This window comes from Burkholderia sp. AU6039, assembly GCF_002223365.1.
Lineage (GTDB): Bacteria > Pseudomonadota > Gammaproteobacteria > Burkholderiales > Burkholderiaceae > Burkholderia.
On record NZ_NKFK01000002.1, the window covers coordinates 127631 to 149581 of the forward strand.

Below are 21951 nucleotides of genomic sequence, written 5' to 3' on the forward strand. Positions count from 1 at the left end.
AAATGGATAAAGAGTTTGAGGGAAAGGTTTACGCTGTTATCTCGGAATTTATGATTTCAGTGAATTCTATGGACGCGAGGGCGTTGCAGGAAAAATTTGGCGTGACTGCGCCCGTATTGGACGAAATGGTCGAATGTCTGGGTGACTATTTCGGGCGGAAACTTGACATCAGCCCTGCTCCTGCGGATGTGGCATTTTCCGGTAAGATCGGGTCTAGGCCATACATCGATGTCTATGAAATGAACGACGCCAAAACCTGGGGTGTGGAGTGCGTTATTTGGGTTGATGGGAAGGCGGCTGAGCCGATTTTACATGTCGAATTATTCGATAAGGGTGGGAGCCTAGGATTGCGGTATAAATATATCGGTTCGTAGTCGATAATTGTGTTGCACGCAATCAACGTTTAGAGTTGATGGGGTCGCGTAAGCGGCCCTTATTGTTTTCCAGCATGTGCCGAACCCGGACTACCACGGTGACCAGATCGTCACGCCGCAGCTTCTCACGGATGAATATGGGGGATGTGGTGTGGGAGGTGTCGAATTTCGCGGGAAGTTGATAAATGAAAAGTAGTGGTCTTTGTGTCGCGGATGCACGGATTAAGTCCTTTTCTTATCGAGATGCGCGTCTGTCGGTGCTTGTGCAGGCCAATGATAGGGTGTTTGAAGTTATCTTCCACGCTGTTCTTGGCATGAAAGCAATTTCTCCAGAAGGACAAGATTTGTCTCATTTGGCAGAGAGCAAGGGGGGAGGTTATCTTGTTGCCACATGTGAAGCGGCTGAGGAGCCAGTCGATGGGTACAGGGAATTTGGCTTTATATCGGCCTGGACCGATGAGCCGTTACTAACGATAATTGCTAATGACGTTCAGGTTTCCAGGGCGTCGCCTTAGGCAAGGGGCCATGCATACTCTTCTCGAAATGCATGAAAGGTAAGTTGGGACTTTGATAATGGAACAGTGGAATTCGCAGGACTTGCTCAAGCTTCAGCAAGACACATGCAAACGGCTGGCTCTTCCAGAGGCGGCCTCCGAGGAGATGGTTGCTGTCGCAATCTCGACGCTAGGGAAAATGCCAGTGTATGGGACACGGATAGTATTGTCGGAAGGAGGGAACATCAGTTGGTTCTTTCACTGCGGCGAATACTCTGACGGGGATGATTTTTATCAGCCTGTGCATGCAGAGCACCTGTCAGAACTGCTCCCTTCCGTATTGAAATATTTGCGACTTCCGCCAGGATCAAAGTTCATCATTGATGATCAAGGGTACGAAGACGTGTGGATGGTCCAGTGATGAGGGAAAATTCGGACGAAAGTGTCCGGAACAGGCGAGCGATACATCAAGGGCCGCTAACGCGGCCCTTGATGTATGTGGTCATCCGAGATCGGAAGAGATAGAGATCTCGCAGGCGATATGATTGATGGAGACGCACCCGGCGACGCTGGATCGAGGCGCGGCGGCCGAGTTGTTGGCGACCATCGATGCGGAGTCGGAAGAGGATGGTCAGTCGTAAAGGTCAGCGCCCCTGCGGGGCGAGGGTGAGGAGGGGGCGGGGGTAAATATGCGCGGGCAATTAGCGAAGTCCGGCGCTTCCGGCCTACGCTAATTGTCGTTATGTCGGCGGCCACCGTTCCCAAGAGTGGGCTTCGCCGGGATGAAGTCCGGGGCTGCGAAGCGGCCAGAAAGAGAAAGTTAGCCCCGCTCGCCCGGCCGTCTGCTGTGCGGCCTCGAGGGGCAAGATAAATGGTGCTTCAGTCAGGATACCGACCGATATCAACATTGAGCGTGATGATGAGGAATGGATCAGGACAAGTGCCACTGAAACGGAGTTCATCGGTCCGGCGGTCCTGGTAATTTGCAGGAAATTCTGAAGCTTGCTATGGATTGGCTTCAGTAACCGCAAGAGCCGCAGTTGCGGCCCTGGCGGTTAGCGAGGTTGCCTTGCGATCCGGGGAGCCATCAAATGGTTACTTGCGAACGCGCGACGTCAATAGGACGAGACATGGGCAGGGTATTGTGCAAAACGCACCGCGCTTCCGGCGTGGTGCATGTTTCAAGTGATATCGCGGCCGATATGAAAAAAGACGCGGGGCGATTGCAGATGTTCCGCTATGACATCGACTGGCTTGGAGATGGGCTCCCCGACATCTCGTACTTCGTTTCGGCGGATATTGCGAAGCAGTCCGGGTTGCCCGAGCCTGGTGACACACCATTTGGCCCGGATTTCGAAGAAGCGCATGCGACTGTCTTTGACGGGTTTGTCCCTGTTTGCGAAAAGTGCTTTGATGAATATCTGAACAGGACCGCGTTACCGGCTCGACCCGGCAGGCACGCAGCGTCAGCTTTCCACGATCCTGAGCGGATCGAGGTAATCCCGATCGTGACGACGGTTCAGTACCCGTCACTTGCCGCTGCATTTCAGGCACACTCGGTGCGGATAGCGGACTGGGGATACATGCGTTGCCGAGAGGCTGACCTCGCTGCGTCCGGCGTGGTGTTCTTCGATGATGTCGAAGATCCCGGAACCTGCCGGCGTGCCGCGTTTACCGGGCGGGCTGGCAATCTGATCGTGTTGACCATCGACGTTGCTTCGATGCGGGACGTGGTTCTGTTCGCGTCCGATAGTCGCATCGACACGAACCGGATGTGGCGTGATGCGCTACCCGTTGAATGGTCGGGCTGGATCGAAGCATTCGATATCGTGTATTTCGGGAAACCGACATAGCGGGTTTGAATTCGCCGGAATTCGGCCTGGAACCTGTTACATCGAGTGCGCACAACGTCCGTCAGGAGCCGAGCGAAATGGACACCGGATTCGTTGCGGACGTCGTGACTGGCACGTCCGAAGACGGCGTGCATATCGTCGGTCTCGCAGATCACGACCCGCCATCCAGTAACCAGCAGATCGACCTGCGACGACAACTTGCCAATCACGCTGGCGTGGAATTGGCATAATCACGCGCGGCCGCTGCGATCTTGCGGCGGCCATGCCGCATTCACTTCGATACAACCGCAATACCCATGTCGACCACCGTCGCGACCGTCGTGTCGCTGAAACACATTCTCGAACACCCGGGCGATTTCTCCGGATGGCTCTATCTCCCGCCGACGCCATGGACGCTCGACACGGAGGGGGCATTCTCCGAAGACACCAACGACGCCGGAGACGAAGCCGTGCCGGCCATTGCCCGGCAGCCCGGCTGGCACGTGACGTTGGATAGCGCGACGATCGAGGACATCGTGATCAACGCGCACGACCAGATCGACGAACCGACGCTCGCGCAATTATTCGACGCATTTGTGTTCTACGTCGACAACGACGCGTTCATCCTGTTCTGACGTCACACCGCGAGCACGCCACAAACAAAAAAGGACCGCCAAGCGGTCCTTTTTTCATGAAGCATCAGCGCCGGAACGACGCCCACCCCTCAAGGCAACGAAATCGTCAAATTAGCCGACTCCGGCCCGACCTTGATGACTTGCGAATAAGGCGCCAGCGCCTGCAGCGTCTTGTCCTTCAGATACGTATTCAGCCCGAGATACCCAAGCAGCGCAACCAGCGCAAAAACCGCCCCGATCGCCCAAACCGGCACCTCACGCTTGAGTCGATGCGCGATCTGATCCGGCAGCGGCCAATGCGGCGCAAATGCGGCCCGCTTACCCTTCATATGCGCGATCTCGTCCCCCAGCCGTGCGGTGAGGTAAGCCAGCTTCTCCGGCCCCTCGAGCAGATACTTCCCCTGGAACCCAAGCAGCAGGCACATATGAAACACCTCGAGCGACTGCAGCCGCGCCGCGCCCTGCGCGCGACATTCCTCGAGATACTGGAAGAACTTCTCGCCCGCGAGCTGCTCGCCGAACAGCACGAGCTGCAGCGGCCGGCGCTCCCACTCCGTGCGGATCTTGAACTGCGACGACAGCACCATCTCGTCGATCGCCGCGCAGAACGCGAACTTCGCGCCGTACACGTCTTCAGCCGCGATATTCAGCTTCTTCGCGCCGCGCTCGAAGTCCGACAGGAATTCCTGGATGCGCGTGCTGAACTCGCCCGCGCTCTCCGGCTCCCGCCCGTTCTTGAGCAGGAACAGCATGAAGAACCCGTCGTACAGCAGGTCGAGCAGCGAACGGGCCTGGAACGAGGCGTCCGTCGACGCCGGCGTATGCAGCGGGGCCGGCGCGTTGTCGCCGAACAGGGAAGGCGCGTAGCTCATGATGTGACCGCGATCAGTTCGAATTTCAGGTCATTGATGCCAGTCGGCGCGTAGATCATCGCGGACTGGGCCTGCAGCATGCGCTCGTACAGCGGGCTACGCGAATCGAGCGCGAAGTAGCATGCGCCGGGGCGCACCGGAATCGCGGGCGGCACCTGCGGCGTGTACGAGAGCCGCACGCCGGGCATGGCCGACAGCACGAGCTTGTCGACGTCGTCGGGCGCGCCGACCTTGAAGCGGGCCGGCACCGCATCGACGAGCTCGACGCTCGGCATGTCCGCGGACACCGCCAGGTAGAACTCGGTCTTGTCGTCGATCTTGCCGGAATCGAGGCGGCCGAGGTGGAACGACGGGCGCACCTCGTCGAGCGTGATCGCGAAGTAGCGCGTCGAGATCACGGTGTCGAGCAGCTCGCGCAGCATCAGGTCGAGACGCGCGAAGCTCGGGCCCGGGTCGTCATGGCGGTACACCGGCAAATCAGCCAGCGTATAGCCCTTCGAGAACGTCATCAGCTGGCCTGCGAGGCGCAGCAGTTCCTGGAACAGCCGCTCCGGATGCAGCGCCGAATGCTGGTGCAGGTGCGCGAGCGTCGCGAACGCGGCGTTCGCGGTGTGCAGCAGCCAGAACGACGCGATGTCGCCCGAGCGGAATTCGATGATGTTCTTCGACGGCTCGCGGTGGAAGCCGTACAGCGCGTTCACCTTCGCCTGCAGCGCGTCGACGAGCTGGCGCAGCCGCTGGTGGAGGATCGGCGACGCGTCGATCGCGAGGCACGGCGGCACGAAGCTGTCGTCGATCTCGAAACCGGACGTCGCGGTGCGGCGCACGCGCACGAGCGGCACCGACAGCAGCTGGTCGCGCGGTTCGCTGTGCGCGATCAGCTTGACCTGCGTCTTCAGGAACGTGATGTCGGCTTCGGCGGCGTCGGTGAAGTTGTCGCCGACGCTCGTCTGCTCGCTGACGAAGCGCGTCATGAAGCCGGCGGCCGGATCGTCGCTGTAGTTGGTGCCGTTCTCGCGCAGCGGGTGCAGCGCGAGATAGAACACGAATTCGTTGATGCCGTCAGGCAGCGTGTCCAGCGCGATCGGCGGCGGCAGGTCGTCGGCCTGCGGCGCGGCATACAGCGCGCCGTCCGGGAACACGAGCGCAAGCTCGGCCACCCGCAGCACGTTGCTGCCGAGCGCATCGCGGTCGATGCGCACCGAGCGCACGCCCCAGTTGTACGGCTGGATCGCCTGGATCGATTCGAACAGGCGCGCTTCGTGGTACGCGTCCTGTCGCTGAAAGTGTTGAGGCCGGAGGAACAGCCCTTCCCCCCACAGCACCTTGGCCGAATAACTCATGTCAAATCCGGTTAATGTCGCGTTGCGATGTAATCGATTTGTTCGTGCCCGAATTAAATCGCCAATTGTTAACTCTTGTTAATTGACATTCGTGCGTCATTGTTTAACCGCAGGAGACCGAAGAAAGCAAATTCAGCGGTTGTGAAGGCGCACCCTGTTGCGGTGCGATGACAGTGCCGTCGGTGACCGTCATCGCGCAATTATGCAGGCCGATGATTATGCCGGATTTCTCCGACTTCACCGGGTCGAACGTCAGTTTCCATCGTTGGAGTGCGGGATCGCGGAACAGGGCGACGATGCCGAATGCCTGCGCCTCGCGCGAAACCTTCTCGGTCGCCGTATAGCGCTGGCCCGGAATCAGCGTGATTTCACGCACGTTCAGCAGATCCGCGCCCAGTGCGGCCTTTTCCTTGGTCGGATCCGTGAATGCGTCGAACGGCGCCTGCTGGAACGACGTCGGGTCCTTCAGCGTATAGAGCCGCACGACGAGCGCGAGCGGCTTGTGGTCGGTCGCGGCATTCAGGTTCGGCGCCGCGGCGAGGGTGATGCCGAGGTTGCGCGGCGGCTTCTGCGCGTCGGGCACCTCGGGCTTGCCGATGCCGGCCGCGGACATCACGGCGCTCGCGGCCGAGCCGAGCAGCGGGGCGGCCGCGCATCCGGCCAGAAGCGCGCAGGCAACCAGTGGCAGCGCGTAGCGAATCATCAACGATCTCATCGTATTTCCGGCGGGCTGCCTTTTATCCCTGTCAAATCTGCCGGGTATTTCCGCGTTCGCTGCGTGTCCCCGGCATTGCACTGTTCAACTATTAAGCACGCCCGCGTCGAGGCAGGCGCCCGGAAATTTTTGCCACCGTCCGGGCGGCGCGTCGCGAAACCAGTAAAACTTGCCCGTTCCGGCCCAAAGAAAAATCGCTGCGAGCCCGCTGCGAGAGGCCATTGGAGGGGGTAGCGCCCGGTTTTAAAAGGAATTACTCTTCACACGACGATTGAATTATGAAAAATTGATCGGTACTATACCCGCGCGCTTCTTGCAAAGCAAAAGAACCAGATTCTCAACGATTTAAAACTCACGCGCCGGTGGATATAACGATGAAAGACCGTCTCTTCGCAAAACTGTCTGGGGTAGTAGTGGCTTGCGGCGTGATCGCAGGTTGTGCGAGCCAGCCTCCGGCGCCGCCGACTGCCGAAGTGTTCAACAAGTCGCTGGCGGATGCGGACGCAGTTGCGAAGGCGGGGGACCAGGACAAGGCGCTCGGCCTGTACCAGCAGCTCGCGAAGTCGGATCCGACGCGCGAAGAGCCGTGGTCGCGCATCGCGCAAATCCAGTTCGCCCAGAACCATTACGGCCAGGCAATCGTTGCCGCGCAGGAAGCGCTGCAGCGCGACGCGACCGACCGTCAGGCGAAGAGCGTGCTGGCCGTGGCCGGCCTGCGGATCGCGACGCAGTCGCTCGGCGAGCTGCGCCAGGATTCCTCGCTCGCGGGTGACGCGAAGTCGGATGCGCAGGCGCTCGCGAAGCAGCTGCGCGACACGCTGGGCGAATCGGCGCTGTTCCCGCCGGAAACGAAGGTCGTGAAGCCGCGGCAGACGCGCCGCGTCGTTCATCGTGCGAAGACCGGCGCTGCACCGGCGGCCGAAGCAGCGGCGACCAGCACGCCGACGCCGCCCACCACGCCGCAAAAGGGCGGCGCCGACCCGTTCGGCGCACTGCGCAACTGACCGCAAGACTGACGCGATAACCACAACTAACCTGGGAGCCGTCGAGATGGCCAAGAAAGAAAGCATTCAGAAAAGCTTGCAGAAAATACGGCCGCCGCGCGTCCAATTGACCTATGAGGTCGAGAAGGGCGATGCGATCGAGGTGAAGGAACTGCCGTTCGTCGTCGGGGTCGTCGGCGATCTGGCGGGCCAGTCCGAAATCGAGCAGCCGAAGCTGCGCGACCGTAAATTCGTCAACATCGATCGCGACAATTTCGACGACGTGATGAAGGCGATCGAGCCGCGTGCCGCGTTCCAGGTGGAAAACCGCCTGAGCCCGGAAGGCGGCAAGTTTGCGGTCGACCTGAAGTTCCGTTCGCTGTCGGATTTCAGCCCGGACGAAGTCGTCGAACAGGTCGAGCCGCTGCGCCGCCTGCTCGAGGCGCGCTCGAAGCTCGCCGACCTGCGCAACAAGCTCGCCGGCAACGACAAGCTCGAGGATCTGCTGTCCGAGGTGCTGAAGAACACGCAGCAGCTGCAGGAGCTCGCGAAGGGCACGGGCGGCGACAAAGACGGCGAATGACGACGGAGTGTTGAGATGAACCAGCAAACGGCTGCGGCCCAAGCGAGCGGCGCGGATTACGCCGCCGGGACCTCGCTGCTCGACGACATCGTCGAGAAGAGCAAGGTCGCGAAATCCGATTCCGAGCATGCGCGTGCGAAGGACCTGATCGGCGAACTCGTGCACCAGGTGCTCGACGGCACGGTGATCGTGTCGGACAACCTGTCGGCCACGATCGACGCGCGCGTCGCGGAACTGGACCGCCTGATTTCCACGCAGCTTTCCGCAGTGATGCACGCGCCGGAATTCCAGCGCCTCGAAAGCACGTGGCGCGGGATGGACTACCTGGTCAAGGAAAGCAACACCGGCCAGACGATCAAGATCAAGGCGCTGCACGCGCCGAAGCGCGACCTCGTGCGCGATTTCAAGGGCGCGAGCGAGTTCGACCAGAGCGCGCTGTTCAAGAAGGTCTACGAAGAAGAATTCGGCACGTTCGGCGGCTCGCCGTTCGGTGCGCTGATCGGCGATTACGAGATCTCGCGCCAGCCGGAAGACATGTACTTCATCGAGCAGATGTCGCACGTCGCGGCGGCCGCGCATGCGCCGTTCATCGCGTCGGCATCGCCCGAGCTGCTCGGCCTCGAGTCGTTCTCCGACCTCGGCAAGCCGCGCGACCTGGGCAAGGTGTTCGATACGGTCGAATATGCGAAGTGGAAGTCGTTCCGCGACGCCGAAGATTCGCGCTACGTCGGCCTGACGCTGCCGCGCTTCCTCGGCCGCCTGCCGTTCAATCCGAAGGACGGCCAGACCGCGGAGAACTTCAACTTCGTCGAGGACGTCGACGGCACCGACCACGACAAGTACCTGTGGTGCAACGCCGCGTGGGCGTTCGCTGCGCGCCTGACGGCCGCATTCGACGACTTCGGCTGGTGCGCGGCGATCCGCGGCGTCGAAGGCGGCGGCCTCGTCGAGGACCTGCCGACCCACACGTTCAAGACCGACGACGGTGAAGTCGCGCTGAAGTGCCCGACCGAAATCGCGATCACCGATCGCCGCGAGAAGGAGCTGAGCGACCTCGGCTTCATCCCGCTCGTCCATTGCAAGAACTCAGATTACGCCGCGTTCTTCGCTGCGCAGTCGGTGCAGAAACCCAAGAAATACAGCACCGACAGCGCGAATGCGAACGCCGTCCTGTCCGCCCAGCTTCAGTACATCTTCTCGGTATCGCGCGTCGCGCACTACCTGAAGGCGATGATGCGGGACAAGATCGGCAGCTTCGCATCGGCGCAGAACGTGGAGACTTTCCTCAACCGGTGGATTTCGCAATACGTCCTGCTCGACGACAACGCCTCGCAGGAACAGAAAGCGCAATTTCCGCTGCGCGAGGCATCCATACAAGTGTCGGAGATTCCGGGCAAGCCGGGCTCGTATCGTTCGGTCGCGTTCCTGCGCCCGCACTTTCAGCTCGACGAACTCTCGATTTCTCTGCGACTTGTCGCTGATCTGCCCAAACCGGCAAATTCATAAGCGAGTAAATCGCCCGGGCGGGCCGCCTGGGTAGGACGTTAAAACCACCTCTTTGGGGAGTCGAAGGGCCATGTTACATATGCACTTGCAGTTTGGTAGTCCCGCGGTGAAGGGCGAATCCGCGGACAAGGACCACCAGGGCTGGATCGAGCTGAAATCGTGGGATCACTCGATCGTTCAGCCGCGTTCGGCAACCGCATCGACCGCTGGCGGTCACACGATGACGCGTTGCGAACACGGCGACATGATCTTCACGAAGGAAATCGATTCGTCGAGCCCGCTGCTGTACCAACACGCTTCGGGCGGCACCACGTTCGACGAGGTGACGGTCCATTTCTCGCGCGCTGACGGTGAAGGCAAGCGCGTGCAGTATCTGGAAGTCAAGCTCAAGTACGTGATCATCTCGAGCATCGCCCCGAGCGTTCGCGAAGAAGGTCTGCCGCTCGAGACGTTCTCGCTGAAGTACGCAGCTGTGCAGTGGAAGCAAACCCAGCAGAAGATCGGCGGCAACCAGGGCGGCAACACGCAAGGCGCCTGGAGTCTGACGAAGAACGACAAGACCTACGCGGTCTAAGGTCGGTTGCGGCAACGGGGCGCTCGGCGTCCCCGTTGCCGTTTTCGCTGTACATACCGGCCGATGAAACGATTCGAACCCAGTTTTCTCGACAAGCTGTTCGACGACGAACCGCACCTGCCGGCCTCGGCAGCGATGCGGCAATTGTCGCTGGACGAGCTCAAGAACACGGTCGCCCGCGACGTCGAGGCGATCCTCAACACCCGTATCGCCCACACCGAGAACGAGCTGGCCACGCTGCCGGAGTGCCAGAAGTCGGTGCTGACCTACGGGCTGAACGATTTCGCGGGGCTGAGCCTCGCGAGTCACTACGATCGCGCGTTCATCTGCAAGTCGATCCAGCAGGCCATCGCGCGCCACGAGCCGCGCCTGCAGCAGGTGCAGGTGACGTTCGAGCTGAACGAGCAGGCCACCAACGCGCTTTACTTCGCGATCCAGGCGCTGCTCGTCGTGCACCCGGCCGAGGAGCCGGTGAGTTTCGACGCGATGCTGCAGCCCTCGACGCTGCAGTATTCGGTCACGCGCGCACGCGCCGCAAGAATGCAGTAAATCAAGCCGCCGAGCGGGCCGGACCGCCCGGTGGTGGATCAGGGTCCGGCAGGAAATATTGAGGTTCGGGGTCGTCGATGGAAGAATTGCTGCCGTATTACGAGCGCGAATTATCGTTTTTGCGGCGCTATTCGCGAGATTTCGCCGAACGCTATCCGAAGATCGCGGCGCGGCTCGCGCTGTCGGGCGAGCATTGCGAGGATCCGCACGTCGAGCGGATGATCGAGTCGTTCGCGCTGCTCGGCGCGCGCATCAACAAGAAGCTCGACGACGATTACCCGGAATTCACCGAAGCGCTGCTGGAAGTGCTGTATCCGCACTACCTGCGGCCGTTCCCGTCGTGCTCGATCGCGCAGTTCACGCCGGCGTCGCCCGGCCAGCAGACCGAACCGGTCGTGGTCGGTCGCGGCACCGAGCTGAAGAGCCGCCCGATCCGCGGCGTGCAGTGCCGGTTCCGCACCGCCTATGACGTGACGCTCGCGCCGATCCGCATCTCGGAAGCCCGCTATACGCCGGTCGCGCTCGCGCCGAGCGCGACGGTGCTGCCGTCGAATGCGACGGGCGTGATCTCGATCACGTTCGAGTCGCTCGCCGCGCAGCTCGATCTCGGCGCGCTGAAGCTGCCGACGCTGCGCGCGCACCTGCACGGCGAGCAGTCGTTCGTCGCCGCGCTGACCGACTGCCTGTTCGTCAACGTGCTCGGCGCGTATGTCGAGCCCGAGCGCAACGGCCGCTGGACCGCGCTGCGCAAGCTGCCGATCGCGCATGCCGGCTTCGACGAGGACGACGCGCTGATCGACTATCCGGCGAAATCGCATCCCGCGTATCGCCTGCTCACCGAATACTTCGCGTTCCCCGACAAGTTCGATTTCGTCGACTTCGACATCGCGGCGATCGCGCGCGCGAGCGGCCGCTGCCAGCGCGCGACGCTGCATCTCGTGCTGCAGGACGTGCGCAGCGATTCGCACGTCGCGCGGCTGCTCGAACTGCTGACGGCGAGCCACTTCCGGCTGTTCTGCACCCCGATCGTCAACCTGTTCCGCCAGCACGGCGAACCGATCCGCATCACGCACCGCGCGGTGTCCTATCCGGTGATCGCCGAGGCGCGGCGCGCGTTCGCGTACGAGGTGTATTCGATCGATTCGGTGAAGCTCGTGAGGCAGCAGGCGCACGAGGAGTCGGTGATCGAGTTCCGGCCGTTCTATTCGCTGCACCACGGTGAATCGGCGCGGATCGGCCATTACTGGTTCGCGCGCCGCAACGACTGGGTCGCGCAGAAGAGCCCCGGCTACGAAACCGAGATCTCGATCGTCGACATCGATTTCGAGCCGACGTCGCCGCAGACCGACACGCTGAGCCTCGACCTCACCTGCACGAACCGCGACCTGCCGGCGATGCTCGCGTTCGGGCTCGAAGGCGGCGACCTGTTCCAGGAAGGCGGCGCGCAGACGAGCGGCATCTCGCTGCTGCGCCGCCCGACGCAGAGCGTGCGCTTCGAGCGTGGCCGCGCCGCGCACTGGCGGCTCGTGTCGCACCTCGCGCTCAATCACGTGTCGCTGGTCGCGCACGGCCTCGCGCCGCTGAAGGAAATGCTGACGCTGTACGATCTGCGGCGCACCGCCGTGTCGATGCGCCAGATCGACGGCCTGGCCGGCATCGAGCAGCGCGGCGCCGTGCAGTGGCTGCCCGGCAAGCCGTTCGCGACCTTCGTGCGCGGCATCGAGATCCGCCTGACGATCGACGAGGAACACTTCGTCGGCGCGAGCCTGGCCTCGTTCGTGCGCGTGCTCGACAGCTTCTTCGGGCTGTACGTGCACCTCAACAGTTTCGTTCAACTAGTCGTCGTGTCGAAGCGCACCGGCGAGGAGATCATCCGATGCAAGCCCCGGACCGGCGAATCGATCCTGGCGTAGTCGACGCGCTGCTCGACGAACCGCACCGCTTCGAGTTCTTCCAGGCGGTGCGCGTGCTCGAAGGGCTGTTCGCGCGGCAGGCGTCGGACGCGCCCGGCGCGTGGCGGCAGGGCGACGTGGTCGCGCAGCGCATCGAATTCCGCAACACGCTGTCGCTCGGCTTTCCGCCGAGCGAGATCGAAGGTGCGCGTTCGTTCGACGACGACGGCACCCACCTCGACACGGGCGAGGCGCGCGGCGCCGCGCTCGCGGCCGGTGAGCTCGGCCACGTCGAGCTGACGCCCGCGTTCTTCGGGCTGCTCGGCGGGCAGGGCGCGCTGCCGCTGCATTACACCGAGCAGATCGTTGCGCGCGAGCACCTGAAGCGCGATCATGCGGCGCGTGCCTTCTTCGACGTGTTCTCGAACCGCGCGACCGCGCTGTTCTATGCCGCGTGGAAGAAATACCGGCTGCCGTTCCACTACGAGCTCGACCGTGACGAGCGCTATCTGCCGCTGCTGCTCGCGATCGCGGGCGTGCCGAGCGACGAGGTGCGCGACAGCCTCGCGGCCGGCGTGGGCGGCGTGCTCGACGAGGCCGTGGCCGGCTATGCGCTCGCCGCGCGGCACCGGCCGATGTCGGCCGCCTACCTGCAGCGCACGCTGTCCGACTATTTCCGCGTGCCGGTGAAGATCGACCAGTTCGTCGGCAAGTGGTACGACGTGCCGCCCGACCAGCTGAGCGTGCTCGGCGAAGTCAACGCGGTGCTCGGCGCGACGGCGCTCGTCGGCGAACGCGTGTGGCAGCGCGACATGCGCGCGCGGATCGTCGTCGGGCCGCTGTCCAAGCGCGACTACGAGGCGTTCCTGCCCGGCGGCGCGCACGCCATCGCACTGGAGCGGATGCTGACGCTGCTCGCCGGCGTCACGCTCGAATACGAAGTGAAGCTCGTGCTCAAGCGCACCGAAGTCGGCGCGAGCGTGCTCGGCGCGGGCTCGCGGCTCGGCTGGGACGCGTTCCTCTGCACGCGCGACGCGGTCGAGGACCGCTCCGACGCCCGCTACGAACTGCACGTGATTCACTGATTCCGAACGACAACAAACACGCAATCGAACCTGAGATCGACGCCATGAGCACGCCTCTGAAGACCCTGATCACGAAACTGAACCCGCTGTGCCGCCACGCGACCGAGCGGGCGGCAAGCGCGTGCCTGGCGCGCGGCCACTACGAGGTCGATCTCGAGCACCTGTTCCTCGCGCTACTTGACGAAGCGACGGGCGACCTGCCGCTCGCACTGCGCGCGAGCCGCGTCGATCCGCACGCGCTGCACGCCGATCTCGAGCGCGAACTGACGCGCCTGAAGACGGGCAACACGCGCACGCCGGTGTTCTCCGTGCACCTGATCGCGCTGTTCGAACAGGCGTGGCTGATCGCGTCGCTCGACTCGCAGCTCGGCCGCATCCGTTCGGGGCACCTGCTGCTCGCGCTGCTGACCGCGCCCGATCTCGCGCAATTCGCGCAACGGATGTCGTCGCAGTTCGCGGAAATGAACGTGACGGACCTGAAGCACAAGTTCGACGAGATCACGGCCGGCTCGAGCGAAGCCGAGCCGCGTCAGGCGGACGACGAAGGGAGCGACGTCGCGCCGGCCGCCGACGGTTTCGCCCCTGCTGCCGGCCCGTCGAAGACACCCGCGCTCGACACGTACACGACCAACCTCACGCAGCGCGCACGCGACGGCAAGATCGACCCGGTGATCGGCCGCGAAGCCGAGATCCGCCAGGCGATCGACATCCTGATGCGCCGCCGCCAGAACAACCCGATCATGACCGGCGAGGCCGGCGTCGGCAAAACGGCGGTCGTCGAGGGCCTCGCGCTGCGCATCGCGGCCGACGACGTGCCGCCGCCGCTGCGCGGCGTCGCGCTGCACGTGCTCGACATGGGCCTGCTGCAGGCCGGCGCGAGCGTGAAGGGCGAGTTCGAGAACCGCCTGAAGAGCGTGATCGACGAGGTGAAGAAGAGTGCGCACCCGATCATCCTGTTCATCGACGAAGCGCACACGATCATCGGCGCGGGCGGCCAGGCCGGCCAGAACGACGCGGCGAACCTGCTGAAGCCGGCGCTCGCGCGCGGCGAGCTGCGCACGATCGCCGCGACGACGTGGAGCGAATACAAGAAGTACTTCGAAAAGGACGCGGCGCTCGCGCGGCGCTTCCAGGTCGTGAAGGTCGAGGAGCCGAGCGAGCCGCTCGCGGCCGCGATGCTGCGCGGGATGTCCGGCCTGATGGAGAAGCACTTCAACGTGCGGATCCTCGACGACGCGATCACCGAGGCCGTGCGCCTGTCGCACCGCTACATCAGCGGCCGCCAGCTGCCGGACAAGGCGATCAGCGTGCTCGACACCGCGTGCGCGAAGGTCGCGCTCGCGCACAGCGCGACGCCGGCGGCGATCGACGACACGAAGAAGCGCATCGAACGGATCGACGCGGAAATCGCGTCGCTGGAGCGCGAGGCAGCGGGCGGCGCGTCGCACGACGAGCGGCTCGGCGAGCTGCGCGGCACGCGCGACACGGCGCTCGAGCAACTGGCGAAGGACGAGGCGCGCTATGAAGCCGAGCGCGTGATCGTCGCCGAGATCACCGAACTGCGCGAAGCGCTCGACAAGGCACGCGGCCCGTCGGAAGACGGCCAGCCGGTCGACGTGCAGGCCACCCGCGACACGCTCGCCGAACGCGTCGCGGCGCTGCACGCGCTGCAGGGCGGCGAGCCGATGGTGCCGCTGCAGGTCGACGGCCACGTGGTGGCCGAGATCGTCGCCGCGTGGACGGGCATTCCGCTCGGCCGGATGGTGAAGGACGAGATCGACACCGTGCTGAACCTGCAGCCGCTGCTCGCCGCGCGCGTGATCGGTCAGGATCACGCGCTGGAAGCGATCGCGCAGCGCGTGCGCACCGCGACCGCGAGCCTCGAGGATCCGAACAAGCCGCGCGGCGTGTTCATGTTCGTCGGGCCGTCGGGCGTCGGCAAGACCGAGACGGCGCTCGCGCTGGCCGACATCCTGTACGGCGGCGAGCGCAAGATGGTCACGATCAACATGAGCGAGTACCAGGAAGCGCACAGCGTGTCGGGCCTGAAAGGCTCGCCGCCGGGCTACGTCGGCTACGGCGAAGGCGGCGTGCTGACCGAGGCCGTGCGCCGCAACCCGTATTCCGTCGTGCTGCTCGACGAGGTCGAGAAGGCGCACCCCGACGTGCTCGAGATGTTCTTCCAGGTATTCGACAAGGGCGCGATGGACGATGCGGAAGGGCGCGAGATCGACTTCCGCAACACGCTGATCATCCTGACGTCGAACGTCGGTTCATCCGCGGTGATGCAGGCGTGCCTGAACAAGCCGGCCGAGGAATTGCCCGATCCGGACGCGCTCGCCGAGACGCTGCGCCCGCAGCTGTACAAGACCTTCAAGCCCGCCTTCCTCGGGCGGATGAAGGTCGTGCCGTACTACCCGATTTCCGACGACGTGCTGGCCGAGATCATCGAGCTGAAGCTCGAGCGGATCCGCCGCCGGATCGAGGCGAACCACAAGGCCGCGTTCGAATGGGACGAGTCGCTCGTCGAGGCGGTGCTCGCGCGCTGCACCGAGGTCGATTCGGGCGCCCGCAACGTCGACCACATCCTGAACGGCACGCTGCTGCCGGAGATCGCGGGCCACGTGCTCGGCCGGATCGCCGACGGCGAGGCCATCGCGCGCATCGCGGTGCGCGCGGACGAGGCCGGCGAATTCACGTACACCGTCGAATGAGCGCGGCCGTGCAACGCAAGCATTTGATGAACTGACAGAATCATGCCGATCAATCTCCCCGAGCTGCTGACGCCGATCAGCGATGCGTCGCCCAGCGGCGACGACCTGCTGTTTTCGAACGAATTCGACGCGATCCAGGATGCGCGGCGTTACGACGATCCGACGCTCGACCAGGGCGAGTGGGTGACCGAGATCAAGGAGGCCGACTGGGGCTTCGTGGTCGATCATGCGGGCGAGCTGCTGTGCACGCGCACGAAGGACCTGAGGCTCGCCGTGTGGCTGACCGAGGCGCTCGCGCTCGAGGACGGCATCACCGGCCTCACCGAAGGTTATGCGCTGCTCGAGGGCCTGTGCCGCGACTTCTGGGACACCGTGCATCCGTTGCCCGAGGACGACGACACCGAGCACCGGCTCGGCAACGTCGCGTGGCTGTCCGGCCGCACGGCCGAGCTGCTGCGCGCGGTGCCGATGACGGACGGCGCGTCGAACGCGTTCAGCACGCTCGACTGGGAAGTGGCGCAGCACGTCGCGCAGGCCATCAAGCGCGACCCCGAACACGCGGACGACATCGCACGCGGCAAGCCGTCGATCGAGCAGATCGATTCGTCGCGGCGCGTGACGTCGATCGCGTTCTACACCGCGTTGCTCGCGAACCTGAAGGCGTTCGAGTTCGCGCTCGATGCGTTCGAGGAGCGGCTCGTCGAGCGCGCGGGCGATTCGGCGCCGAGCTTCCGGCAGGCGCGCGACGCGTTCGAGACCGTGTACCGGCTCGCCGAGCGCTTTGCGCGCGAGCAGGGCTATACGGGCAGCGCGCCGCACACGCCCGGGGCGCAGCAGGCGCAGCCCGAGCGTATCGAGCCGGTGTTCGGCAACCCGATCCAGACGGAGGAGACTCACGTGCAGCCGCAGCCCGTTCCGCGCGCCCCGGTGACGCAGATGATCGCCGGCATCCAGAACCGTGCGCAGGCCGTCGACCAGTTGCGTGCGGTCGCCCGCTATTTCCGCCAGACCGAGCCGCACAGCCCGGTCGCGTATCTCGCCGACAAGGCCGCCGAATGGGCCGACATGCCGCTGCACAAGTGGCTCGAGAGCGTCGTGAAGGACGACGGCTCGCTGTCGCATATTCGTGAGTTGCTGGGCGTGAGGCCGGACGAGCAGGCGTGAGCGACGATGCCGCGGCGACGCGCGTGACGCGTGCCCGGACGCCGTCGTGTGGTGAGGGAAGGGCTCTTTCCTGAGAGCGCGGGCCCCGGCGGGTTCGCGGCAAACAAGAAGGTGAGTGACGCATGAACGCGACAGAACTGGCGCAGGCGATTCGCGGCGGCCTGATTCAGCAGGATCGCCTGCTGAAGACGGACATCCCGTCGTTGCCGGACCATGCGCTCGTACCGCGCCGGGCCATGACCCGTTCCGAACTGGGGCGCGATTTCAGCGTGACGCTCGATCTCGTGTCCACCGCGAGCGACGTCGAACTCAAGACGCTGATCGCACAGCCGATCACGCTATGGATCCAGCAGGCGGACCGGTCGTATCGCCCGATCAACGGCTATGTCCATACGGCGCGCCGGCTCGGCGCGGACGGCAGCCTGTCGAGCTACCAGCTCACCTTCGCGTCGTGGATGCACTTCCTCAAGTTCCGCAGCGACATGCGGTATTGGCAGGATCAGAGCGTCGATGCGATCCTCGCCGATGTGTTCGACGCGCATCCCCAGGCCAAGGGCCGGTATCAGTTCGCGCTGTCGAAGCCGCTGCCGTCGCGCTCGTACTGCCGCCAGAGCGAAACCGACTGGAACTTCGTGCATCGCCTGATGGAGGATGAAGGGCTGTTCGGCTTCTGGCGGCATGCCGACGACGGCAAGACCCATACGCTCGTCATTACCGACGATCTGCATGCGGTCGACGAGCTGGCGCCGAAGGCCGTCGGCTTCGATCGCTCGGGAACCGGCGCGGAAACGACCGGTTTTACGCAATGGGCTGCGTCGAGGACCCTGCAGAGCACGCTGCACACGACGCGCACGTTCGACTACAAGTCACCGTCGTCCGCGGGCAATCCGAACGGCACGACGCTGCCGACCAAGGCCGGCCAGGGCGACCTGCCGGATCAGGCGGAAATCTACGAATACACGGGCGCCTACACGTATCCGGGCCAGGACCGCGGCGAACATCTGTCGAAGATCCGTCTCGAGGAATGGGAGTCGCGCGCGAAGCGTTTCTTCGGCGTGGGCGGCGTGCGCGGGATCGATGCGGGCCGGCGCTTCGCGCTGGTCGATCATCCGGAGCACGACCGCGATCCGGAGCGCGATCGTGAGTTCGCGGCGATCGGCGTGACACGCTACATCGAGAACAACTTGCCGCTGTCGGACCACGAGGCGCACTTCCCGCACAGCCTGCAGGACCGCCTCGCGCAGGCCAAAGCCGGGCACGGTGCGGCGGCTGCGTTCGAAGTCGGGCACGAAGACGGCTCGGCCGGGTTCTATCTCGTCGAGGTCGAAGCGCAACGAGCGGCGGTGCCGTATCGCAGCCCGTTCGAACACAAGAAGCCCGTGATGCAGCTCGAGACGGCCGTCGTCGTCGGGCCGAAGGGCGAAGAGGTGTATACGGACGCGCTGAACCGCATCAAGGTCATGTTCGTCTGGGACCGGCAGAACGAGGGCACCGAAACCGCATCGTGCTGGATGCGTGTCGTGCAGTCGGATACCGGCGGCGGCTACGGGGCCGTTCATATTCCGCGGGTCGGCGAGGAAGTGCTGATCGGCTATATCGGCGGAGACTGCGACCGGCCGATCGTGATGCATCGGGTCTACAACGGGGCAACCAGGCCGCAGTGGCATAGCGACGGCATCCTGTCGGGCTTCCGGTCGAAGGAGTACGCGGGGTCGGGGCACAACGAGATGGTGCTCGACGACGCGACCGGCCAGAACCGTGCACGCCTGTTCAGCAGCAGCGCGAATTCGCTGTTGCATCTCGGCTACCTGATCGAGCAGAACGGCAACACGCGGGGCGCGTATCTCGGCTCGGGGTTCGACTTGCGCACGGATGCATACGGCGCCGTGCGCGCCGGGCAGGGGTTGTACGTGACGACGCATCCGAAGCAGGCGAATAGCCAGCCGCTCGACGTGCGCGAGGCGCAACAGCAGCTCGTCGATGCCGAGGGGCTGATCGAATCGCTGTCGCAGGTCAGCGAAGCGCATCAGGCCGAAAGCCTCGGCAACGGTCAAGACGCGCTGAAGACGTTCACCGACGCGACGCAGGAGAGCTTGGCGGGCGCGTCGTCGGGCGGCCGGACCGGCGGCGGCGGGACGGGGAACGCGAATGCGTTCAAGGAGCCGGTGATGCTGTTCGCGAGCCCGGCGGGGATCGGGATGGCGTCGCAGCAGTCGGTGCACGTGGCGAGCGACCGGCAGACCAATATCGTCAGCGGTCAAAGCACCTTCATCACGAGCGGCAAGTCGCTGATCGCCGGCATCCGCGACCGCATCAGCCTGTTCGCGCAGAACGCCGGAATGAAGCTGTTCGCCGCGAAGGGCAACGTCGAGGTCCAGGCGCACGCGGACAACATCGAGCTTACCGCGCAGAAGACCGTGAAGCTGGTGGCGGCGACCGAGGCAGTCGATGTGGCTGCGAAGCAGGAGGTCCTGCTGACGTCGGGCGGCGCCTATATCCGGATCAAGGGCGGCAACATCGAGATTCACGCGCCGGGGAAGATCGATTTCAAGGGCGCGCAGCACCAGTTCAGCGGGCCGACGAGCATGCCGTATCCGCTGCCCGCGATGCCGGGCGGCACGTGCAAGCAATGCGTGCTGAACGCGCATAGCGGGCGCGAATCGATGGTCGAGGCGGATTGATGGACGAAGTCAACGACACGGGCGACGTGGTCGATCGGGACGACGCCGTCGAGCCAGGCGAAGCCGTCGACACCGTGCCGAATCCGCGCGAGCCGGCGTGGCTGGCGTTCCTGGAAACACTGAAAGCTTCGCTGGCGCATGCGGACGACGACGGCAGGGCGATGCGGCTTTACGTGCTCGTCGATACGCGCGGCTATCAGGAGCTGGATGTACAGCTCGCGACGGTGCGCGGCCTGCGCTATGCGTCGCTCTGGATCGATACCGGGCTCGATGCCTATACCGATATCGCGCCGTACCTGATCGCGTTCGAGCGCGACGCGCTCGACGACGAGCATGGCGGGCAGCATCGGCTGCTGCGCCAGCTTTGGCTCGATGCAGTCGATTTGCATGCGGTGACATGGCTTTGGTCGACGTGGACGTTCGATGCGCTCGACGCGCATCTGCGCCGGTATGTGCAGTACAAGCTGCCCAATGGTCGTTCGTACTACCTGTTCTTCTTCGACAACCACGTATTCGAACGTCTGCGGCAGGTGTGGAGCGATGCGCAGGCGCGGCAGTTCGTTGCGCCGTTCACCGAGATCCGGTATCGCGAGCGTCGGCTCGACGAGGTCGTGTGGCGCAACGATGCGCCGGCGATCGAAGGCGCGGCGCCGGCAGGCGATGCGCCGGGCCTGAGCGAGCAGCAGCACGCTCGGTTGATCGAGCTCGGGTATCCGGACAAGCTCGTGCTGAAGTTTCGCGAGACGATGGGGGCGGTGGTCGATCACTTGTCGGATGCGCAACTGTATGACGACGTCGTCGAGCAACTCGATCGCGCTGCCGCGCACGGGATTGCCGATGAAGCGGAATTGCAGTGCTACGTGATGACCGGCGTGCTGGTCTCGCCGCGGTTCGACGAGTATCCGGCGGTACAGGCGTGCCTCGAGGCCGTGGCGCAAGGCGAGACGACGCTCAACGATGCGCTGGCGACGATCGACGATGCGACCTGGGATGCGATTCGCGACGCGCATGAGCGCGCGTTGCTGGAGGCGCGTAGTGACGTGGCGTAGGTCTGCGGGGGCGGTGGGCCTGCTTGCGGTGGCTTTGAGCTTGAGCGCGTCCGGCAAGTCGGGACCGGTGTATAGCGGGATATCGGTTATTGCCCACAACTATCTGCCGTACAACCTCGACGGATTTGCGATCACTGACGCACGTGGAAACAAGGCCGGCGGGGGAAACAGCTTGCCGGGCGGCGGGGGCGGGGTGGCCTGCTGCTACAAACTCGAAGGCACGGAATTCATCGTCAAATGGAGTTATGTCGACGTTGACCAGTGGCACAAAGGTAACGAAGAAACGCTGCACGCCGAGGCAAGGGTTGTGATGCCATCGGCCCGGGTTCCGGAAAAGATCGGCGATCGAATTCTCGAAGTGCATTTTTACCCGGATCGTCATGTCGAGCTGCAATTTCCCGGTGCGCTGGCGGATACATCGCGCATTCCGATGATCGATGTGTCGCGCTGGATGTCCAGCCACTACCAGGATCAGTTGAACAGGAAGTACGACGAACGCGAGGATCAGCAGTTTCGACGCATCGTTCGTGTCGTAGCAACGGCATGGCTGAAATACCGACTCACGGATCTCGACGATCTGGAGCAGTACGCCTACTACGACTTGCTCGTGAATGGCCGATTCGATGCACATCCCGAGGTTCAGCGTGTGCTGCAGACGGCTGCCGGTAAGCCGGGGGTGTTCGCGAAATCGATGCAGTCTCTGCCAAAGAGCGTGAGGTTGGCGCTGGCAAGCGATAACTTCAAGCCAGTGGCTGTCCCGGTCATTTCGGACGGGTTGTTGCCGCCGGCGCGCGTGCCGGAGGTGCAGCATGGGTAAGTCGGCTACGTTCGATCAGGGTTGCGAGCAGTCGCCCATCGGCATCGCACGCTGGACGACCTTCGAGCCGTGCGCGAAGGCGATCGATC

At 63.9% G+C, this 21951-nt stretch carries 21 protein-coding genes and 1 pseudogene; 19 read left to right on the forward strand and 3 right to left on the reverse strand.

Annotated elements, in window-relative coordinates:
• The first annotated feature begins 2 nt into the window (after positions 1-2).
• The 6 genes from CFB39_RS02150 to CFB39_RS02165 all read left to right on the forward strand — a co-directional run bounded on the left by CFB39_RS02150 (position 3) and on the right by CFB39_RS02165 (position 3335).
• Positions 3-374 (forward strand): hypothetical protein, encoded by a 372-nt coding sequence (locus tag CFB39_RS02150; RefSeq protein ID WP_089472043.1) that lies wholly within the window; start codon positions 3-5, stop codon positions 372-374.
• Between the two features lie 185 nt (positions 375-559).
• Positions 560-889 carry a hypothetical protein gene (locus tag CFB39_RS39180; RefSeq protein WP_144030225.1) on the forward strand — a complete coding sequence of 110 codons (330 nt, stop codon included), beginning with the start codon at positions 560-562 and terminating at the stop codon, positions 887-889.
• Between the two features lie 58 nt (positions 890-947).
• The gene (locus CFB39_RS02155) at positions 948-1289 is read left to right on the forward strand and encodes a hypothetical protein (RefSeq protein WP_256991347.1); all 342 of its coding nucleotides are present in this window, start codon (positions 948-950) and stop codon (positions 1287-1289) included.
• A 709-nt stretch (positions 1290-1998) separates the two neighbouring features.
• Positions 1999-2721 (forward strand): hypothetical protein, encoded by a 723-nt coding sequence (locus tag CFB39_RS40685; protein WP_256991348.1) that lies wholly within the window; start codon positions 1999-2001, stop codon positions 2719-2721.
• A gap of 77 nt (positions 2722-2798) precedes the next feature.
• Positions 2799-2951 carry a hypothetical protein gene (locus CFB39_RS40090; RefSeq protein WP_157644956.1) on the forward strand — a complete coding sequence of 51 codons (153 nt, stop codon included), beginning with the start codon at positions 2799-2801 and terminating at the stop codon, positions 2949-2951.
• Between the two features lie 66 nt (positions 2952-3017).
• On the forward strand, positions 3018-3335 hold the full coding sequence (locus CFB39_RS02165) for a hypothetical protein (RefSeq protein ID WP_089472044.1): 318 nt from the start codon (positions 3018-3020) through the stop codon (positions 3333-3335).
• An 89-nt stretch (positions 3336-3424) separates the two neighbouring features.
• Here the strand turns inward: CFB39_RS02165 and icmH are convergent, their stop codons facing one another.
• From icmH to tssJ, 3 genes are all read right to left on the reverse strand, one after another.
• The gene (gene icmH, locus CFB39_RS02170) at positions 3425-4207 is read right to left on the reverse strand and encodes a type IVB secretion system protein IcmH/DotU (protein WP_089424354.1); all 783 of its coding nucleotides are present in this window, start codon (positions 4205-4207) and stop codon (positions 3425-3427) included.
• A complete protein-coding gene (gene tssK, locus CFB39_RS02175; RefSeq protein WP_039352024.1) occupies positions 4204-5550 on the reverse strand; it encodes a type VI secretion system baseplate subunit TssK in 1347 nt (448 codons plus the stop codon). The genes icmH and tssK overlap by 4 nt, the downstream gene beginning before the upstream one ends.
• A 103-nt stretch (positions 5551-5653) precedes the next feature.
• Positions 5654-6265 (reverse strand): type VI secretion system lipoprotein TssJ, encoded by a 612-nt coding sequence (tssJ, locus tag CFB39_RS02180; RefSeq protein WP_089424355.1) that lies wholly within the window; start codon positions 6263-6265, stop codon positions 5654-5656.
• A gap of 374 nt (positions 6266-6639) precedes the next feature.
• Here tssJ and CFB39_RS02185 point away from each other — a divergent pair, with 374 nt between their 5' ends.
• The 13 genes and pseudogenes from CFB39_RS02185 (at position 6640) to CFB39_RS02240 (ending at position 21862) form a co-directional block, all read left to right on the forward strand.
• Complete coding sequence (locus CFB39_RS02185; RefSeq protein WP_089472045.1) at positions 6640-7269, forward strand: M48 family metallopeptidase; 630 nt, start codon at positions 6640-6642, stop codon at positions 7267-7269.
• 46 nt (positions 7270-7315) lie between these two features.
• Positions 7316-7831: a type VI secretion system contractile sheath small subunit gene (tssB, locus tag CFB39_RS02190; protein ID WP_006484395.1), complete on the forward strand. Its 516-nt coding sequence runs from the start codon at positions 7316-7318 to the stop codon at positions 7829-7831.
• Between the two features lie 15 nt (positions 7832-7846).
• Complete coding sequence (gene tssC / locus CFB39_RS02195; protein WP_011350759.1) at positions 7847-9337, forward strand: type VI secretion system contractile sheath large subunit; 1491 nt, start codon at positions 7847-7849, stop codon at positions 9335-9337.
• 70 nt (positions 9338-9407) lie between these two features.
• The gene (locus CFB39_RS02200; RefSeq protein ID WP_006477093.1) at positions 9408-9911 is read left to right on the forward strand and encodes a type VI secretion system tube protein Hcp; all 504 of its coding nucleotides are present in this window, start codon (positions 9408-9410) and stop codon (positions 9909-9911) included.
• A 63-nt stretch (positions 9912-9974) separates the two neighbouring features.
• Positions 9975-10460 (forward strand): type VI secretion system baseplate subunit TssE, encoded by a 486-nt coding sequence (gene tssE, locus CFB39_RS02205; RefSeq protein ID WP_021161818.1) that lies wholly within the window; start codon positions 9975-9977, stop codon positions 10458-10460.
• Between the two features lie 77 nt (positions 10461-10537).
• Complete coding sequence (gene tssF / locus CFB39_RS02210) at positions 10538-12373, forward strand: type VI secretion system baseplate subunit TssF (RefSeq protein ID WP_089472046.1); 1836 nt, start codon at positions 10538-10540, stop codon at positions 12371-12373.
• Positions 12337-13437 carry a type VI secretion system baseplate subunit TssG gene (gene tssG / locus CFB39_RS02215; RefSeq protein ID WP_089424358.1) on the forward strand — a complete coding sequence of 367 codons (1101 nt, stop codon included), beginning with the start codon at positions 12337-12339 and terminating at the stop codon, positions 13435-13437. The genes tssF and tssG overlap by 37 nt, the downstream gene beginning before the upstream one ends.
• 44 nt (positions 13438-13481) lie before the next feature.
• On the forward strand, positions 13482-16151 hold the full coding sequence (gene tssH / locus CFB39_RS02220) for a type VI secretion system ATPase TssH (protein ID WP_089472047.1): 2670 nt from the start codon (positions 13482-13484) through the stop codon (positions 16149-16151).
• A gap of 42 nt (positions 16152-16193) precedes the next feature.
• Positions 16194-17315, forward strand: a complete 1122-nt coding sequence (tssA, locus tag CFB39_RS02225; protein WP_089472048.1) for a type VI secretion system protein TssA — start codon at positions 16194-16196, stop codon at positions 17313-17315.
• A 122-nt stretch (positions 17316-17437) separates the two neighbouring features.
• Positions 17438-19996, forward strand: a complete 2559-nt coding sequence (locus CFB39_RS02230; RefSeq protein ID WP_089472049.1) for a type VI secretion system Vgr family protein — start codon at positions 17438-17440, stop codon at positions 19994-19996.
• A gap of 161 nt (positions 19997-20157) precedes the next feature.
• Positions 20158-20493: pseudogene (locus tag CFB39_RS41235) on the forward strand (DUF4123 domain-containing protein); the annotation flags it as partial.
• Positions 20468-20671 carry a hypothetical protein gene (locus CFB39_RS41240; RefSeq protein WP_373452717.1) on the forward strand — a complete coding sequence of 68 codons (204 nt, stop codon included), beginning with the start codon at positions 20468-20470 and terminating at the stop codon, positions 20669-20671. The pseudogene CFB39_RS41235 and the gene CFB39_RS41240, both read left to right, overlap by 26 nt.
• 360 nt (positions 20672-21031) lie before the next feature.
• Positions 21032-21862, forward strand: coding sequence for a hypothetical protein (locus tag CFB39_RS02240; protein WP_179257637.1), 831 nt, complete (start codon positions 21032-21034; stop codon positions 21860-21862).
• Positions 21863-21951: the final 89 nt, after the last annotated feature.

Excerpts from the sequence above, each read along its gene's own strand:
- CFB39_RS02200 (WP_006477093.1), top strand. The coding sequence starts at position 9,408 with ATGTTACATATGCACTTGCAGTTTGGTAGTCCCGCGGTGAAGGGCGAA.
- tssC (WP_011350759.1), top strand. The coding sequence starts at position 7,847 with ATGAACCAGCAAACGGCTGCGGCCCAAGCGAGCGGCGCGGATTACGCC.
- CFB39_RS40685 (WP_256991348.1), top strand. The coding sequence starts at position 1,999 with ATGGGCAGGGTATTGTGCAAAACGCACCGCGCTTCCGGCGTGGTGCAT.
- CFB39_RS02155 (WP_256991347.1), top strand. The coding sequence starts at position 948 with ATGGAACAGTGGAATTCGCAGGACTTGCTCAAGCTTCAGCAAGACACA.
- CFB39_RS02230 (WP_089472049.1), top strand. The coding sequence starts at position 17,438 with ATGAACGCGACAGAACTGGCGCAGGCGATTCGCGGCGGCCTGATTCAG.
- CFB39_RS02165 (WP_089472044.1), top strand. The coding sequence starts at position 3,018 with ATGTCGACCACCGTCGCGACCGTCGTGTCGCTGAAACACATTCTCGAA.
- tssA (WP_089472048.1), top strand. The coding sequence starts at position 16,194 with ATGCCGATCAATCTCCCCGAGCTGCTGACGCCGATCAGCGATGCGTCG.
- tssH (WP_089472047.1), top strand. The coding sequence starts at position 13,482 with ATGAGCACGCCTCTGAAGACCCTGATCACGAAACTGAACCCGCTGTGC.
- CFB39_RS39180 (WP_144030225.1), top strand. The coding sequence starts at position 560 with ATGAAAAGTAGTGGTCTTTGTGTCGCGGATGCACGGATTAAGTCCTTT.
- CFB39_RS41240 (WP_373452717.1), top strand. The coding sequence starts at position 20,468 with ATGGTCGTTCGTACTACCTGTTCTTCTTCGACAACCACGTATTCGAAC.
- tssE (WP_021161818.1), top strand. The coding sequence starts at position 9,975 with ATGAAACGATTCGAACCCAGTTTTCTCGACAAGCTGTTCGACGACGAA.
- CFB39_RS40090 (WP_157644956.1), top strand. The coding sequence starts at position 2,799 with ATGGACACCGGATTCGTTGCGGACGTCGTGACTGGCACGTCCGAAGAC.
- icmH (WP_089424354.1), bottom strand. The coding sequence starts at position 4,207 with ATGAGCTACGCGCCTTCCCTGTTCGGCGACAACGCGCCGGCCCCGCTG.
- tssF (WP_089472046.1), top strand. The coding sequence starts at position 10,538 with ATGGAAGAATTGCTGCCGTATTACGAGCGCGAATTATCGTTTTTGCGG.
- tssJ (WP_089424355.1), bottom strand. The coding sequence starts at position 6,265 with ATGAGATCGTTGATGATTCGCTACGCGCTGCCACTGGTTGCCTGCGCG.
- CFB39_RS02185 (WP_089472045.1), top strand. The coding sequence starts at position 6,640 with ATGAAAGACCGTCTCTTCGCAAAACTGTCTGGGGTAGTAGTGGCTTGC.
- tssB (WP_006484395.1), top strand. The coding sequence starts at position 7,316 with ATGGCCAAGAAAGAAAGCATTCAGAAAAGCTTGCAGAAAATACGGCCG.
- tssG (WP_089424358.1), top strand. The coding sequence starts at position 12,337 with ATGCAAGCCCCGGACCGGCGAATCGATCCTGGCGTAGTCGACGCGCTG.
- CFB39_RS02150 (WP_089472043.1), top strand. The coding sequence starts at position 3 with ATGGATAAAGAGTTTGAGGGAAAGGTTTACGCTGTTATCTCGGAATTT.
- tssK (WP_039352024.1), bottom strand. The coding sequence starts at position 5,550 with ATGAGTTATTCGGCCAAGGTGCTGTGGGGGGAAGGGCTGTTCCTCCGG.